Source organism: Streptomyces sp. CBMA123 (assembly GCF_014596465.1).
GTDB lineage: Bacteria > Actinomycetota > Actinomycetes > Streptomycetales > Streptomycetaceae > Kitasatospora.
The window spans coordinates 1-15,861 of sequence record NZ_MECK01000115.1 but is presented as its reverse complement, the minus strand read 5'-3'; the positions used below and the strand labels follow the sequence as shown (position 1 = coordinate 15,861).

At 74.7% G+C, this 15,861-nt stretch carries 16 protein-coding genes; 9 read left to right on the top strand and 7 right to left on the bottom strand.

What is annotated here, in order from left to right:
* The 5 genes from BG452_RS15660 to BG452_RS15640 form a co-directional block, all read right to left on the bottom strand.
* Positions 1-726, bottom strand: a 726-nt coding sequence (locus tag BG452_RS15660) for a hypothetical protein (RefSeq protein ID WP_188304899.1), incomplete at its 3' end; no start/stop codon positions are given.
* Positions 726-1,580, bottom strand: coding sequence for an SAF domain-containing protein (locus BG452_RS15655; protein ID WP_188304898.1), 855 nt, complete (start codon positions 1,578-1,580; stop codon positions 726-728). The genes BG452_RS15655 and BG452_RS15660, both read right to left, overlap by 1 nt.
* Before the next feature lie 64 nt (positions 1,581-1,644).
* Entirely contained in the window at positions 1,645-2,577 is a 933-nt protein-coding gene (locus tag BG452_RS15650; protein ID WP_188304897.1) for a hypothetical protein, read from the bottom strand.
* Complete coding sequence (locus BG452_RS15645; protein ID WP_188304896.1) at positions 2,571-3,134, bottom strand: hypothetical protein; 564 nt, start codon at positions 3,132-3,134, stop codon at positions 2,571-2,573. Before BG452_RS15645 ends, BG452_RS15650 begins: the two co-directional genes overlap by 7 nt.
* Positions 3,135-3,331: 197 nt before the next feature.
* On the bottom strand, positions 3,332-4,201 hold the full coding sequence (locus tag BG452_RS15640; protein ID WP_188304895.1) for a hypothetical protein: 870 nt from the start codon (positions 4,199-4,201) through the stop codon (positions 3,332-3,334).
* A gap of 149 nt (positions 4,202-4,350) precedes the next feature.
* Here BG452_RS15640 and BG452_RS15635 point away from each other — a divergent pair, with 149 nt between their 5' ends.
* The 5 genes from BG452_RS15635 (at position 4,351) to BG452_RS15615 (ending at position 9,122) form a co-directional block, all read left to right on the top strand.
* Positions 4,351-4,824: a pyridoxamine 5'-phosphate oxidase family protein gene (locus tag BG452_RS15635; protein WP_188304894.1), complete on the top strand. Its 474-nt coding sequence runs from the start codon at positions 4,351-4,353 to the stop codon at positions 4,822-4,824.
* Between the two features lie 118 nt (positions 4,825-4,942).
* A complete protein-coding gene (locus BG452_RS15630) occupies positions 4,943-5,395 on the top strand; it encodes a MaoC family dehydratase (RefSeq protein ID WP_188304893.1) in 453 nt (150 codons plus the stop codon).
* A 411-nt stretch (positions 5,396-5,806) separates the two neighbouring features.
* A complete protein-coding gene (locus BG452_RS15625) occupies positions 5,807-6,985 on the top strand; it encodes an MBL fold metallo-hydrolase (RefSeq protein ID WP_188304902.1) in 1,179 nt (392 codons plus the stop codon).
* Between the two features lie 430 nt (positions 6,986-7,415).
* Positions 7,416-8,327 (top strand): acyl-CoA thioesterase, encoded by a 912-nt coding sequence (locus BG452_RS15620; protein ID WP_317621062.1) that lies wholly within the window; start codon positions 7,416-7,418, stop codon positions 8,325-8,327.
* Positions 8,328-8,471: 144 nt separating this feature from the next.
* Positions 8,472-9,122: a TetR/AcrR family transcriptional regulator gene (locus tag BG452_RS15615; protein ID WP_188304892.1), complete on the top strand. Its 651-nt coding sequence runs from the start codon at positions 8,472-8,474 to the stop codon at positions 9,120-9,122.
* Positions 9,123-9,131: 9 nt separating this feature from the next.
* On the opposite strand, the gene BG452_RS15610 is transcribed toward BG452_RS15615, so the two are convergent.
* Complete coding sequence (locus tag BG452_RS15610; RefSeq protein WP_317621061.1) at positions 9,132-10,262, bottom strand: sulfite oxidase; 1,131 nt, start codon at positions 10,260-10,262, stop codon at positions 9,132-9,134.
* Between the two features lie 279 nt (positions 10,263-10,541).
* On the opposite strand from BG452_RS15610, the gene BG452_RS15605 reads away from it, so the two are divergent.
* From BG452_RS15605 to BG452_RS15590, 4 genes are all read left to right on the top strand, one after another.
* Entirely contained in the window at positions 10,542-10,721 is a 180-nt protein-coding gene (locus BG452_RS15605) for a hypothetical protein (RefSeq protein WP_188304891.1), read from the top strand.
* Positions 10,722-10,895: 174 nt separating this feature from the next.
* Complete coding sequence (locus BG452_RS15600; RefSeq protein WP_188304890.1) at positions 10,896-12,548, top strand: BCCT family transporter; 1,653 nt, start codon at positions 10,896-10,898, stop codon at positions 12,546-12,548.
* Between the two features lie 157 nt (positions 12,549-12,705).
* Entirely contained in the window at positions 12,706-12,885 is a 180-nt protein-coding gene (locus tag BG452_RS15595; RefSeq protein ID WP_188304889.1) for a hypothetical protein, read from the top strand.
* A 160-nt stretch (positions 12,886-13,045) separates the two neighbouring features.
* Positions 13,046-14,419, top strand: a complete 1,374-nt coding sequence (locus tag BG452_RS15590; RefSeq protein ID WP_188304888.1) for an NAD(P)/FAD-dependent oxidoreductase — start codon at positions 13,046-13,048, stop codon at positions 14,417-14,419.
* Between the two features lie 149 nt (positions 14,420-14,568).
* Here the strand turns inward: BG452_RS15590 and BG452_RS15585 are convergent.
* Positions 14,569-15,861: DUF2398 family protein (locus tag BG452_RS15585; RefSeq protein WP_317621060.1), on the bottom strand; the 1,293-nt coding region annotated here is incomplete at its 5' end.

Sequence of the window (15,861 nt, the reverse complement as noted above, 5' to 3'; positions counted from 1 at the left end):
CGTGCGCATCAGCTCCGAGCGGATGAACCGCCGATCGGTGGTGTCCCCGCCGTCGGAGAGCACCCGCGCGGTGCGGGGGGCGTGCGGCAGCACCCCGAGCAGCGGCAGACCGAACTCGCGTGACACCTCCGCGCCCGAGTACGGCCCTTCCGCGACCAGCAGCAGTCCGAGCGCGTCCGTCCCGGTGCCGGCGGCGGCGAGGTCCTCGCCGAGCGCGGCGAGCCGGGGGCGGGCGGCGCTGAGCCCGCGCAGGGTGCTGCGGACCGTCACCGCCACCACGTCGGCGCGCCGGGCGAGCACCGCGCTGGTCCCGGTGGCGCCGGAGCGGCCGAGGTCGACGATGACGTCGTAGCCCTGCTGCTCGATGCCGTGCAGCAGTTCGGCGAGCGGCTCCCAGGTGTAGGCGAGGCCGGACGCCTGGGCGGGGTCGGTGAGGCCGGGCAGCAGCAGCCGCTCGGCGTTGCCCTCGGGCGAGAGGTCGATCAGCTGCTCCCAGATGGTCTGGGCGAGCAGTCCCCGCCGGTCGGCGACGGCCAGGTTGCGCAGCCCGTACACCGCCTCGACCCGGCCTTCCAGGGCTCCGGCGAGCACCGCGCCGCCGTCCGGGTCAGCCTCGACCAGGACGATCCGGCGGCCGGGCTGGAGCGGCCAGGCGAGCAGCAATGCCAGGGCGGTGGTGGTCGCCCCGGGCGCGCCCGGGCCGCCGACCACCGCGATCACCGCCATCAGGCGCCACCCGTTCCGGCCGGGGCCGATGGCGCGCCGGCCGCGCCGGAGGGCGCCCCGCTGGGTGCTGCACCGGCGGGTGCCGTCCCGGTGGGCGCCGCACCGGTGGGCGCCGCACCGGCGGGGGCCGTCGAGGACCCGCCCGGGGTGACGGCCCGCGGCGCGAGCAGCACCTGGATCCGCCCGCCGGCCACCCATTGGGCCAGCCGGGGCCCGTCCGCCGCGCCGACCGCCACATCGATCACCTGGCTGCCGTCGGTGTCCACCCGGCCGACGGTGATGACCGTCGCGGCCAGCGAGTCGGGCCGGCCGTTGTCGGGGGTGTTGACCACGACGATCTGCACCCCGGGCTGGAGCCGGCTGGCGGGCAGCTGGGTACGCCGGGCCGAGACGCCGACGACGATCTGGCCGGGCTGCACCGTCAGGCCCTGGGCGAGGTCCGCCCCGGTCAGCATGGCGCCGCGCTTGAGGTCGGTGGCGGCCCGCATGCCGACCGCCTTGGCCCGGTCCTGAGCGGAGACCGGGTGCAGCGCCGGGTCGCCGGCGATCCGGGCGACCGCCAGGTCGTCCTCGGTGATCACCTGCCCCCAGGGCACGTCCCGGGCCAGTGCCAGCACCGCGACCCGCTGGCCGGTGCTGTTGTAGAGGGCGGCGCCGCCCAGCCCGCCGGCCGCGATCAGCGCGACGGCCATCGCCAGCACCGCGGGGCGGCGGCGCCGGGCCCGCATGGTCCGGCCCGGGGTGTGCGGCGTCGCCCGGCCCCGGCCCTGCTCCTGCTGCTCCGGCACCGCCACGGACACCGCGGCGCCCGCCGGTGTGCCGGACCCCGGCGTCGCGAATGTACGGTTCTCCACCGGGTTCCGCCCTTCCTCGTACGCTTTCCGGATCGTCAGTGGCCGAACGGTCTTTGTGGCGCGGTCAGTTGAGGACCTGCACCTCGGCGACCTTGACCGTGAACGGTTCGCTGTCCTGTTGCATGGGAGGGATCGAGTACTTCTCCGGGTTCGGCCCGGTGACGACCACGTCGGCCACCCAGTGGGTCGACACCGTGGCACTGAAGACGCCGCCCCGGGTGGTGCCCGAGCCGACCTTGAACAGGTAGCCGCAGTCCGGGGATGCGGAGCCCTGGTACTTGGGGTCGTACGGTGTCCCGGCGGTCGCGCAGTCCTTGGTGCCGCCGGCGCCGAAGTCCCAGGTGGTGCCGGTCAGTCGGGCCGTGACGGTGACGGTCACCCCGCCGGACGCGGCGTACCCGGGCTTGGGCGGCGTCACGTTGTCCGCCCAGAGCCAGACCGGCGCGTTGACCACCGCCGTCCCGCCGGGCGCAACCCGGCCCACCGGCACCGGGAGGTGGACCTTGTCCCTCGCCTCCCGCTTGAGCTCCGCCACGCTCTTCACCCGCTGCCCGGTGGGCACGAACACGAACTGGGCGCCGTCCTGGCCCCCGCCCGTCTGCGGGCAGACCTTCGAGTAGATCGAGCCGTCGGTGGGCTTGTTGGTGCCCCAGGCCGAGTCGCTCGCCGGGGGCTGCTGGTCCAACTCGCGGTAGTAGCAGCCCTCGCCGCTGTCGAACGAGCCCCACTGGGGGTCGTAGCACGCCCACTGCACGCCGTGGTAGCCGCACAGGTCCGAGCCGCCGTCCGACGACCCTCCGCCACCGCCCCCCGGATTCCCGGTGGCGGTCGTTCCACCGGAATTGGCGTGGGCGCAGATCACGTTCGGGAAACACTGTTCGGCCCCGCCGCTCGGGGGTTCGTCCGCCGTCGCCGTCACCGCCGAGGACAGCAGCAACCCGGCCGTCAACGACGCGACGGCCGCGAATCGTCCGGCCGGTTTCCGCGCGTTCAGCATGTCCGGTCCACCTCCCGTGTGAACTCGTAGATCAGCCAATGTGCTTGGAACCTGCGCAGCGAAGCCGTCGCGACATACCGGTCCAGCCGCCCACCCGGATCCTTCGCCGCCCGGGTGACGGGATCGACCCGGCGCCAGCCCGAGAGATCGACACAGTCCTCGATCACGGCGGTCTGCGGATCGGCTTTCAGATCAATCGCCTTCACCACCGCGGAATTGCGCGGCGCTCCGGTCATCACCACTTTGGCGTCGTGGAGTTGGTGGAGGCCGACCAGGGCGTCCGAAAGCGCCCGCCCGGAGGAGTACTGCTCCAGTGCCGATCCGTCCGAATCCGTACGCCCGTACGCCTCGGCCTGGGCCCGCCACCAGTCCTGATATGCGCTCAGGGCCAGCCGCCCCATCGCCCCTTCCGGGCCGTCGGTCGGCGCGATCGTGGCGTTTGCCGAACCACCCGAAGGAGTTAACGGGTTCACTCCCGCGACCGTGGGCGCGGGCGACCCGAGACGATCGACGGAACCACCGGCGCCACCGCTCGCACAAGCGCCGAGCAGTAACACCAGTACCGCCCCGCCAGTCCCAACCGCCCCAGGGCGCAACACATTTCCGCGCTGCCGCATCGCCCCACCTCGTCGCGACCGAGCCGATCCGTGATCCACGGCCGCCAGGAGAATTCCGAAGTCCCGCCGGTGTTTCCGCTGGGGATCGATTCTTCGCCAACCCACCCCATCACGGCAACACCTCAGGCCCCCTGACCTTACGCGGAGGGCGGTTCCGTCGGGGCACTTTCCCGCCACAGAACGGCCAACAGTTCCTCGGAAAGCGACAATCCGGCCAATGCGCCCCGAACTGCGGCCCGATTGCGCATCAACAGGCGCCCGCCCTGCGGCGGAACGAGCAGGCGCACGCCCGGCGCACCCGAACTACCGGACGGATCGCCCCCGTCGAGCAGGCCGGCCACGGCAGGCTGGAGGTCCACCGGGGCGACGGCCGCGGGGGCACCCGGGACGCCCTGCCGCAGGACCGTGGTGAGCGCCCGGCTGAACGAGCCCTCCTCGCCCGGCAGTACGGTGTCCCGGCCGCGTCTGCCCGGGGCGTACCGGCTGCCCGCGGCGTAGCGGCCGATCCGGCCCCAGAGCGGGACCCTGGAATAGCTGAGCAGCTCGCCCGCGGTGTCCTCGCCGGCCCGCTCCAGCGCCGTCCAGGTGTCCCGGTCGGCCACCGCGTCGACCAGCAGCAGCGCCTCCTCCTGGTCGCCGTGCACCATCGCGCTGACCACCCAGTCCCAGGCCAGGCCGCGCCGGTAGGCGTTGTCGGGGGTACTGCCGGGGGTGACCAGGGCGAGCCGGCGCCCGCGCGGGTCGGCCACCAACTGGCCGACCAGGCACACCACCAGCCAGCGGCCGGGGTGCTGGGCGGCGTCCCGGACGGCGGTGAGCATCGCGTTGGCGTCCGCGTCCGGCGCCACCGCGCTCACCCGGCAGCCCGCGGCGCCGGTGTCGAAGCACATCCCGGGCAGCACCTCGGCCAGCAGCCGGGCGCCCGCCGGAGCGTGCGCCGAACCGCCGTAGGCCCGGTCGGGCCCGCCGTCCGCCCCGATCACCACCAGATCGACCCCGCCGGCCATCCGTCCGCCCCCTCCTGCGCCCGCCCCTCCACCGATCCCGACGCCGGGCAGGCTACCGCTCCGGGCGGGCGCCGACGGGGCTCCCGGCCCCTCCGCTCAGGGACCATGGGCCCTATCGACGCACCCGTCGACCGAGGACGATCGGACGCATGGAGCGTGAGGACCGTGCGGAGACCCTGAGCGAGGCCGAGTGCCTGCGGCTGCTCAGCACCGTGCCCGTCGGGCGCGTGGTGTACACCGAGCACGCGCTGCCCGCCGTCCTGCCGGTCTCCTTCGAGGTCCTGGACGGGCGGCTGGTGCTCGCCGTACGCCGGGGAAGTGCCACCGCGCGCGGGCTTGACGGCACGGTGGTGGCCTTCCAGGCGGACCTGCTGGACCCGGTCACCCGCACCGGGTGGAGCGTGCTGGTGCACGGGCGGGCCGACGCGGTCAGCGAGCCCGAGCAGGTGCGGCGGGCGCTGCGCTCCGGACTGCGGCCGTGGGTGGGCGACCCGGAGCCGCTGTTCATCGCGCTGGTGCCGGAGCTGGTCAGCGGCCGGCGGCTGTTCCCTGACGGGCAGGGCCCGGCCGGCCGGGGCGCGCCGGGGCCGGGCCCGCTCGGGCGGCCGCTGCCGCGGCCCTGAGCCCGCGCGTCGCAGTCCGCTGATTTCGCACTCCGGTCCTGACAGGTACCGGCGGGTAGGCATACGCTTCCGGCGTCCTGACCCCTCCCCGGGGCCCGTCCCCCTCCAGGAGCGCACCGTGACGACCTTCGCCTCCCTCGCCGAGCTGACCGCCGCCGTCGGCACCGAACTGGGCACCAGCGAGTGGCACACCATCGACCAGCGGACCATCGACCTCTTCGCCGAGGCCACCGGAGACCACCAGTGGATCCACGTGGACCCGGAGCGCGCCAAGGAGAGCCGGTTCGGCTCGACCATCGCGCACGGCTACCTGACCCAGTCGATGATCCCGGTGCTGGCCAAGGAGTGCTACGGCGTCGAGGGCGTGCGGATGGCGCTCAACTACGGCTCGGACAAGGTCCGCTTCCCGGCCCCGGTACCGGTGGGCACGGCGATCCGGGCCACCGCCGAGCTCCTCTCCGCCACCGAGGTGCCGGGCGGGGTCCAGGCGGTGGTGCGGTTCACCATCACCAGCGAGCAGAGCGCCAAGCCGCACTGCGTCGCGGAGGCGATCACCCGCTTCTACGCGTAGCGGCGCGCCCGGGACGGGTGCGCGGGGCGGCAGGCGGGGCGGCGGGCGGGATATGGCGAGGCGGGGCGGCGGGCGGTCCACCAGGCGCCGGGTACGCCGATTGGACCGTGCCGGGCCCTCCACCGAGTCCGAACGGCCCACGGCGAGTAACGTCCGACGAGATGGTTGTCGTACCCCAGTGGCCTCATCCGCCCCGGGGTACGCGCCCCGGCCAGCCCGGTAGCCGTGACCGTCCCTGGAGGAGCCGTGCCCCGCCCCGTCTCGTGGTTCTCCCGTATCGCCGGTCTGACCGCACAGTTCGCCCCACCGCCCGCCGGACCTGCCGGAACTGCCGGAACTGCCGAACCCGCCGGAACTGCCGCCGACGGTCTCGCCCGGGGCTGCGTCAGCCCGGACCGTGCCCTCCCCGGCCTGGCCGGACTGCCCCGCGCTGCCTGGCACCGGGTCCGCACCGAGGCCTTCGGGGCCGAACCCCGGGGCGAGCGGCTGGCCCGGATCCGCCGCTCGCCCCAGTTCGCCGACGGTGCCTTCCGCAATCCCGTGCCGACCCGCCGCCTGGTCTACGAGCGGAGCCCGCTGGAGATCACCCTCGCCCAGCTCAGCGGGGACAAGACCCGCCGGGCACCGGCCGCCGCCGTACCGGTGCACCGGCTGCTCCCGGTCGACCTCGCCACCCCGCCCGCCTCCGGCTTACGGCTCACCTGGCTCGGGCACGCCACCGTGCTCGCCGAGATCGGCGGACGACGCGTCCTGATCGACCCGGTCTGGGGCGAGCGCTGCTCCCCGTTCGGCTGGACCGGGCCCAAGCGGCTGCACCCGGTGCCGCTGCCGCTGTCCGAACTCGGGCCGGTGGACGTGGTGGTGATCTCCCATGACCACTACGACCACCTCGACATGCGCACCGTACGGGCCCTGATCGGCAGCGGCGCGGTGTTCGCGGTCCCGCTCGGGGTCGGGGCGCACCTGGAGCACTGGGGGGTACCGGCCCGGCGGATCGTCGAACTGGACTGGTGGGAGTCGGCCGAGGTCGCCGGGCTGACCCTGACCGCCACGCCCGCCCGGCACTACTGCAGCCGCGGTCCGCGCACCAGCGCGCTGTTCCTGTGGGCGTCCTGGGTGATCGCGGGCGGCGGGCACCGGATCTTCCACAGCGGGGACACCGGCTACTTCCCGGGCTTCGCGGAGATCGGGCGCCGGCTCGGCCCGTTCGACGCGACGATGATGCAGGTCGGCGCGTACAGCGAGTTCTGGCCCGAGGTGCACATGACCCCGGAGGAGGGCGTCCGGGCACACCTGGACCTGGGCGGCGAGCTGCTGCTGCCGATCCACTGGTGCACCTTCAACCTGGCGATCCACCCCTGGGAGGAGCCCGCCGAACGCGTGGTCATCGCCGCCCAGGCGCTCGGCGCCCACCTGGCGGTGCCCCGCCCCGGCAAGCCCTTCGAACCCGCCGACCCCCCGGCCCTGCGACTGTGGTGGCGCGCCGTCGCGGCGACCCCGCGGGGCATCGAGCCGCTGGTGGCGAGGCGGACGGAGGCGTGTGAGCCGGTGGCGGGGCGCAGCGAACAGATTTCAAATTCTGTTCTCTGAAATCTGTTCGCTGAAAGCTGTCAGTTGAACTCTGTTCGCTGAACTCTGTTCGCCATCAGCCATCCACCGTCAGCCGTCAGCCGTCAGCCGTCAGCCGTCCACGACGTGGGTCACCCCGACCGAGTCGTCCAGGCAGCCGAGCACCGGCTCGCGCAGGTCGGGCGGGACGATCAGGCGAACGTACAGCACGAGCACTCCGGTGCGAACGGGACGGATCGGAAATCCCGCCCACCCTGGGCCCTGACGCCCCGCCCGCCGCCCGAACCGCCCCCGCCCGCCCCGCCCGGCCCCGCCCCCCGAGGTGGCCGGGTCGAGGCTCCGGCCGCCGGCGCCGTCCAGCGGGCCGGCGTCGGACTGGAACACGTTCTACGGGCGGAGTGCGTAACCCAGGTCACACCACCGCACGGTTGGCTTCTGCCACTATGGGCCGGTGACCGACCTGACAGAACAGCAGAGACCGACCGAGCGGGAGCCCGCCCCGGCCGCCCCGTTCGCCGAACTGCTGGAGATCGAGCAGCTGGACGAGAACACGTTCCGGGGCCACTGCCACGCCGGCGCCCCGATGCGCGCCTTCGGCGGGCACGTCGCCGCCCAGGCCCTCGCCGCCGCCGGGCGCACCTGCGCCGCCAAGCGCGCGGTGCACTCGCTGCACGGCTACTTCCTGCTGCCCGGAGACCCGACCCGGCCGATCGAGTACCAGGTGGACCGGCTGCGCGAGGGCTTCACCTACACCACCCGCAGGGTCCGGGCGGTGCAGGACCGGAACGAGATCTTCAACCTCACCGCCTCCTTCAAACTCCCCGAGCCGGCCGCCGGCGACCGCCACCGCGAGATGCCCCCGCTGCCCGGCCCGGAGACCCTGCCGGACGCCTTCTCGCACTGGGACGAGGAGCTGCGCACCGCGATCAAGGCCACCGACGGCTTCCGCGACCTCGAACTGCGCTTCGTGCCGCCGGACGCCCCGGGCATGCCCCCGGACGCCCCGGGGATGCCGCAGCAGTTCGTCTGGCTGCGCATCGCCACCCCGCTGCCGGGCACCGACCCGCTGCTGCACACCTGCGCGCTCGCCTACCTGTCCGACCTCACCCTGGCCTCCACCGCCGGGCTGCACGAGCAGCCGAACTTCTTCCAGCGCACCGAACCGCCCCGGCTGCTGATGACCTCGCTGGACCACGCGATGTGGTTCCACCGGCCCTTCCGGGCCGACGAGTGGCTGCTCTTCGCCCAGCGCAGCCCGTCCGCCTCGGACGGCCGGGGCCTGGCCCTCGGCGAGTTCTACGACCGGGACGGCCGGCTGGTCGCCTCGGCCGTCCAGGAGGCGCTGATCCGGAGGATGCCGTAGCTCCCGGGGCGCTGCGGCGGCCACCACGAACGCCCCCGGGGCCCCCGGTGCGCCCCCGGGAGGAGCGTGGTGACCGCCGGGCGAACGGAAGGGGGCCGGTCGGCGTCATACTCCTGAGCGGTCCCGGCCCGTATCATGGTGCGGGTGACCAAGGTTGACCTGTCACCACGGCCGGTGGAGGCGATGTCTCCGCGTCAGCTCGAACGCCGCGAAAGCCTGATCGCGGCCGCGCTCGCCCTGGTGAACGAGATCGGCGTCGAGCGGCTGCAGATGAAGCAGGTCTGCGAGCGGTCCGGAGTCGCCCTGGGGACGGCGTACCGCTACTTCTCCTCCAAGGACCACCTCCTGGCGGCGGCGATCGCCGAGTGGCACCGCCTGCTGCTGGCGGATCTGGTGGCCGAGCTGCGGGGGCCGCGCGCCGGGCTGGGGGCCACCGATCGGGCGGTCCGGTTCGTCCGGGGCGGGATGCGGGCCTACCAGCGCCAGCCCGAGCTGGCGCGGCTCCGGGTGGCCGTCGCCGCCTCCACCGACCCCTTCGCCAGCGAGGCGCTGCAAGGCATGGCCCGGGCCGACAGCACCGCCCTCCAGGCGGTGACGGCCGAGGTGCCGACAGCGGCCAGCGAGCTGGTGCGGCACATCGTGGCGCACGCCTGGCAGGGCGAGCTGACCGCCTGGGTGACCGGCCGCACCACCCTCGGGGACGCCCGGCGGCGACTGGAGGACGTGGTGCGGCTGGTGCTGACCCCGTACGAGACCCACTACCCGGCCCCGTACGAGGTCCAGTCCACCGGCTGAGCGGTCGGCTCAGCCGACCGTCACCGGGTGCGCCACCACCGCGCCGAACAGGTAGCCCTCGCGGTTGAACGCCGCCCGCTCGGGCTGGGTGGCGCCCCGGTGGTCCGTCGCGCGGGCGCGCAGCTCGTAGCCGCCGGGCCGCTCGGGCCGCCAGTCGAGGCTCCAGCGCGTCCAGTCGCCGGCGCGCGCCTGCTCGTCCAGTTCGGCGTGCCGCCAGCTCCGGCCGCCGTCGGTGCTCACCTCGACCAGCCGCACCGGGGCGGTGCCGGACCACGAGCGCCCGTGCAGCCGGTGCTCGCGCCCGGCCTCCAGCCGTGCGCCCTCGGCCAGTTCGAAGGCGGACTTGACCACCTGGGCAGTGAGCGCGGGGCCGCCGCCGGGTGGATGGTCCGGGCCGAACATCCGGTAGAACTCGGTGTTCCAGGGCGAGTGGAGCGGGTGGTCGGCCACCTCGACGCCGCCGACCCACTTGATCGAGGCGATGCCGACCCAGCCGGGCACCACCAGCCGTACCGGCGCGCCGTGGTCGGGGGTCAGCGGCGCCCCGTTCATCTCGTACGCGAGCAGCGCGTCGTCCAGTGCCTTGGCGATCGGCAGCGGGCGGCGCACCGGGCCGTAGTTGGTGCCGTCGACGACGTAGTCCGGGTCCAGGCCGGTGGGCAGCACGTCCACCGCGCGGTCGGTCAGCCCGGCGGCGCGCAGCACCTCGGCCAGCCGGACGCCCCGCCAGGCCGCCGAGCCGATGCTGCCCAGCGTCCACGGGGTGCCGGGGACGCGCTGGCCCTGCTGGCGGTGGAAGAAACTGCGGCCGTTGCCGGCGCACTCGATCAGCGCGTCGATCCGGGTGGCGGGCAGCGCCCGCAGGTCGGCCAGGCCGAACTCGACCGCCCGCTCCGGCCCCGGGGCGCCGCGCAGGCCGCTGCCGAACAGCCGCAGCCGCCAGGCGACCGGGTCGATCAGCGGGGTGCTGGTGTGGTTGCGGACGAAGAACCGTTCCACCGGGACGTGCCGGCCGACGGCGGCCCCGCCGTCGGCGTCGCGCAGCGCCTCCCAGCGCATCTCGGCGTTGGTGTCGCGCTGGACGAACCACTCGGCAGGCAGTGGCTTGACGATCCCGGGCAGGTTGACGCTTCCGGGCACGGGCCTGGCACCTCCTCGGCGGCCGCCCGGCCCGGGGCGCACACCGGGGCGGCCAACGCGGGCGGGTGGGCGCCCCGGCGGCGGAGCGCGGCGGCATCCGGACGGCACTGTCCGGATGGCACTCCTTTCTCCCAGCGTAGGCGCTCCGACGCGTTCCGTGACCTGGGCGGCGGACAGGGGTTTCCATCCGGACCCGGCGCTGACCTTCTCACCGGTGTGGACTCCTGGTGTTCCCGGTGCCGGAACAAGCCCCGCCGCACCGAACACCGAGGAGCACCCGTGCCGTCCGACACCCCCGCCCCGCGCGCCCAGCCCGGACGAGTACGCCGACCGGCCGGCCATCGGCGCCGCCGAGGGCCCCCCGGCGCCCTCCACGTCGAACTCCCCTACGGGCACCCGCCGATGATCGAGGCACTGCCCCAACTGGGCGAGGCGGTCATGGAGTTCGCGGAGGGCTGACGCACCGGAGCGGGCCGGGGCCGAGCCGGCGGGGAGCGGGCGGCCTGACGGGTCGCAAGTCCCGACCCCGGCGGCTCTCCGGCGCGCCGCCCGGCCCCAAGCGGCGCCGACTGGACATAGTGCGACATACATCCCGATTCCCCCGTGCTCCGAGTATGTCGAGAGGTCCGCCCGATGAGCAGCCAGCCGCCGCAGCCCTCCCCTCGCACGACGGAGCCCGACGAACCCGGCGAGCCCGCCGCCACCCTCCCCACCGACCGGGCGGTCTTCGGCATCAGCGCCGCCCTGGTGCTGGCGGTGGTCGCCTGGGGCGTGTTCGCCGAGGACTCCCTCGGCCGGACCTCCAGCACCGCGCTCGGCTGGGTGCTGCACAACTTCGGCTGGCTGTTCGTGGTGGCCGCCGACGTCTTCCTCGCCCTCACCGTACTGCTCGCCTTCAGCCGCTTCGGCCGGATCCGGCTCGGCCGCGACGACGACAAGCCCGAGTTCTCCACCCTCGCCTGGGTGGCCATGATGTTCAGCGCGGGCATGGGCATCGGCCTGATGTTCTACGGCGTCGGCGAGCCCCTCCAGCTGTTCGCGGCCCCGCAGCCCGGCTCCGGCCTGGAACCGCAGAGCCCCGCCGCCGCCCAGCAGGCACTGGAGTTCTCGCTCTTCCACTGGACCCTGCACCCGTGGGCGATCTACGCGGTCGGCGGCCTCGCCCTCGCCTACACCACCTTCCGCAAGGGCAGGGGCAACCGGATCTCCGCCGCCTTCGTCCCGCTGATCGGGCAGCGCGGCGCGGACGGCTGGACCGGGCGCACCATCGACCTGCTGGCCGTCTTCGCCACCGTCTTCGGCTCCGCGACCAGCCTCGGCCTCGGCGCCCTGCAGGTCGCCGACGGGCTCGGGTACATCACCTCCGTCCGCAACACCCAGAACGCCCAGCTGGTCATCATCGGCTCGCTGACCGCCGCCTTCGTGCTCTCCGCCTTCTCCGGCGTGCACAAGGGCGTCAAGTGGCTCTCCACCGCGAACGTGGTGCTGGCCTCGCTGATCATGCTCTTCGTCTTCGTCTTCGGGCCGACGGTCTTCGCCCTGGACTCGATCCCGGCCACCGTCGGCGGCTACCTCTCCGACCTTCTCGGCATGTCCACCCAGACCGGTGCCTTCACCGACGAGAGCTGGCTCGGCTCCTGGACGATCTTCTACTGGGCCTGGTGGCTCTCCTGGGCACCCTTCGTCGGCACCTTCATCGCCCGCATCTCGCGCGGCCGCACCATCCGGCAGTTCCTGCTCGGCGTGCTGCTGGTGCCCAGCGGGGCGACGGTCATCTGGTTCTGCGTGATGGGCGGCACCGCGATCCGGCTGGTCGGTACGGGCGCGGCCGACCTGGTCGCCACCATCCCGCGCGGCCCGGAGGCCTCGCTGTTCGAGATGCTGCGCTCGCTGCCGCTCGGCTCGGTCACCAGCGTGGTCGCGGTGCTGCTGGTGATGACCTTCTTCATCACCAGCGCCGACTCCGCCTCCCTGGTGCTCGGCTCGCTCTCCAGCCGCGGCTCGCTGCACCCGCGCACCCCGCTGGTGGTGGTCTGGGGCGTGCTGATGGGCGGGGTCGCCGCCGCCCTGCTGCTGGCCGGCGGGCTGACCGCGCTGCAGAACGCGACGATCCTGGTCGCCCTGCCCTTCGTGGTGGTGATGCTGCTGCTGTGCGTCTCCCTGGTGAAGGAGCTCCGGGAGGACCCGGCGGCCGGCCCCTCCCGCTTCCACCCCGCCCACGGCCTGCGGGACGCCGTCCGGGTCGCCGTCGGCGAGGCCCTCGCCGAACGCGGTCCACACCGCTGAGCCGGGCGCCGGACGCCCTCCCGGGCACGGCGCTGACCAGCGGATACGCCCCACCCGCCGGCCGGGTGGGGTGTATGCGGCCAACCGACGCCGGATCCCCGTCCGGACTTCACCCGCGCGTACCGACCGTTCACACCGCCCTGGGAGCCTCCCTGTCATGAACGCCAGCCCTCAGGCGCCCTACCAGGAACCGCGCTTCCCGCTCCCCCAGCGCCACCGCCGTCTGCTCGCCTGCACCGCCGTCCTCGCCTCCATCGCCCTCGGCACCCTCGGGGTGGGCGCCACCGTGGAGACCGTCCAGCACGGCCCGCTCGCCACCATGACGGCGAGCAAGTAGCCGACCCGGCCCGCGCCACCGGCCCGACCCTTCCGGCACCGCCGTCCGCCCCCCGGACGCGGTGCTTCCGTCGTTCCTGAGCCGGAACGACGGGGGCGGCTCCGATCCCAAGATCGGCAAACCCTAAGATCGTTCCGCAACACGACGCGAAGGGGATGCAGTGGCGCGGGTTGCGATCATCGGTGGCGGTATCAGCGGGCTGGGAACGGCGCTCCTGCTCGGTCGGCGGGGCCACAAGGTCACGCTGTTCGAACAGGAGACGCGGCAGGCCGGGGACGACCTGAACCAGGACTTCTTCCAGTGGAACCGGCCGAGGGTCCCCCAGGCCGACCAGCCGCACTCCTTCCTCGCCCCCGTCCGCACGGTGCTGCGGGCCGAGGCCCCCGACGTCTACGCGGACCTGCTGGCCCGCGGCGCGTACGAGTACCACGACTTCGACTGGTTCGACGAGCACCCGCCGCACCGCGGCGGCGACGAGGAACTGGTGACCCTGCGCACCCGCCGGATCGTGCTGGAGGCCGCCCTGGCCGCGGGCGTACGGCGGGAACCCGGCATCGAGGTGCGGCGCGGCCGCCGGGTGAGCGCCCTCGCCGTCCGGCGCGGCGACCCGCCCCGGGTCACCGGCGTACGGGTGGGCGGCGAGACCCACCGGGCGGACCTCGTCATCGACGCGGCCGGGCGCCGCTCCCCGGTGCCCCGCTGGCTGGTCGAGGCCGGCTGCCGCCCGCCCGTGACCGACAGCCACCGCACCGGGATCACCTACCTGTGCCGCTGGTACCGGCTGCGCGCCGACGGCCCGCGCGACCCCGGGCGGGTCAGGACCGGCTCGGCCGCGGCCTTCGCGCTGGCCGGCGTCTTCCCCTCCGACAACGACACCTTCGCGCTGAGCATGATCATCTCCACCGGCGATCCGACCCGCGCCTCGCTCGTCGACCCCGCCGTGTTCGAGGCCGTCGCCCGCCGCTTCCCCGCCTGCGCCGCCTGGCTCGACCTCGACCCCGAACCCCTGTCGGCCGTCCTGCCGATGGCCGGCCTGGACAACCGCTGGACCTCCCTCGCCGACGACGCCGGGCCCGTCGTCACCGGCCTGGTCAACACCGGGGACAGCCTCATCCACACCAACCCCACCCTCGGCCACGGCGTGGCCCTCGGCCTGCGCACTGCCCAGTACCTCGCCGCCCACGCCGACCAGGTCGCCGCGGACCCCACCGGCTACCACGCCTGGGCCGGCCGGAACCTCCGCCCGCTGTTCGACGAGCAGGTGGCCGCCGACCGCGCCAACGAGCAGCGCCTCAACGGCGGTTCACAGCTCCCGGAGCGCCGCGCCGCCGCCCTCGCCGCCTGCGCCTTCGACGACCCCGTCGTCATGCGGGCCCGTGCCCATGCCCGCCACCTCGTCCGGCCGGCCAAGGAGGCCTACGGCACCGAGGAGGTCGACCGCGCCGTCACCGCCTGGCTGGCCGCCAACCCGGACTTCACCCCGCAGCACGACGGCCCGACCCGCGACCAGTGGGACGCCCTCATCCCGGCCTGAGCACCCGCCCGGTCCGGCCGTCCGGCCGCCGGGGGACACCCCGGCGGCCGGACGGGGAACCGTCATCGGGGAACCGTCATCGGGGCCCCGGAACAGGGACTCCGGAACAGGGAGTTGAGAGCCGGCGCACCGGGCTCACCGGACCCGCCCTACGCCCGCAGGCCCTCACGGGTCGGCACAGAGGCCGGGGCCGGGGCCGGGCCGGTGGGGCGGGAGTGGCGGCCGGTGCCCGGGGTGGGGTGGAGGTCGGGCGCCGGGGCGTAGCGGGCGGCCGGGGGGCGGAGGAGCCATGTGGTGCGGGGGGTGGGGGTGATCAGCCCGAGGCGGTGCAGGAGGTCGAGGGCGTCGCGGCGCAGGGCGGTGCGGTCGGCGAGGTAGCGCGCGGGGAGGTCGTGGTCGTCGGCGATGTCGCCGAGCAGGCCGTCTATCAGCGCGTCGGAGATCGGGACGTCGCCCTCGCCGCTCTCCCCGCCCTCGCCGGGCAGCGGGCGGACCTCCTCGACCAGGCACTCGATCAGCAGCTGGGCGGCCTGGGCGAGGGTGCCGGTACCGGGGAGGGCGAGGTCGGTGAGTTCGGCGGCCGGGTCGAGCAGGGCGACGCCCTCGGCGCGCAGTTCGGCCTCCAGCCCGAGGAACTCCGCGAGCGCGGCCGGGCCGCTGAGCCGGTGCTCGTGCAGCCAGGCGCGCCGGTCCTCGGGGAGGTCGGCGGCGAGGACGGCGGGCGTCTCGGCGAGGAGCCGGCGTACGGCGGTGCCGGGCTCGGCCTCGGCGGCGCGGCGGATGAGGTCGGCGGCGTCGTCGGCGAGCGCGGGCCGGCCGGCCGGGACGGCGCGGGCGAGTTCGCGGTCGACGGTCAGCACGAAGGCGGTGTCGGCCGGATCGGCCGGCAGGTCGCCCAGCACCTGCCAGTCGGCCAGCGCGGCGAGCGCCATCCCGAGGGCGGTCGGGTCGGCCGCGAGGTCGGGCGCGGCGGCCCGCATCGCGTCGAGCAGCCGCCCGTACCGGAGTTGCTCGGGGGCGTCGACGAGCAGGGCCAGGACGAGGGCGAGCCGGGCGTAGCCGGCCGGGGTGAACGGGGCACCGGTGACGGGGTGTTCGAGGCGGCGGCCGGCACCGGGGCCGAGGCCGGCCTTGCAGAGCCGGGCGTGCCAGGGGCCGACCACCAAGCGGTAGCCGAGCAGGGTGTCGAAGCGCTCGATGAGCCAGTCGCGGTGACGGCGGATCAGCGGGAAGCCGTCGGCGTGCGAGCCGGAGGCGGTGACCAGCGGGTGGGCGAGCAGCAGCCGGGCGGCGATCCGGCGTTCGGCGTCCGGGAGTTCCACACCGGAACGATCCTGCACGTCGGGCGGGGCTTCCGGGAGCGCGCGGCCCCGCTCCGGCCGGCGGTGCCTGCCGGGCCCGCCGGGCTTGGCGCCTGACCGGACGACGGGCAGTGCGGCGGC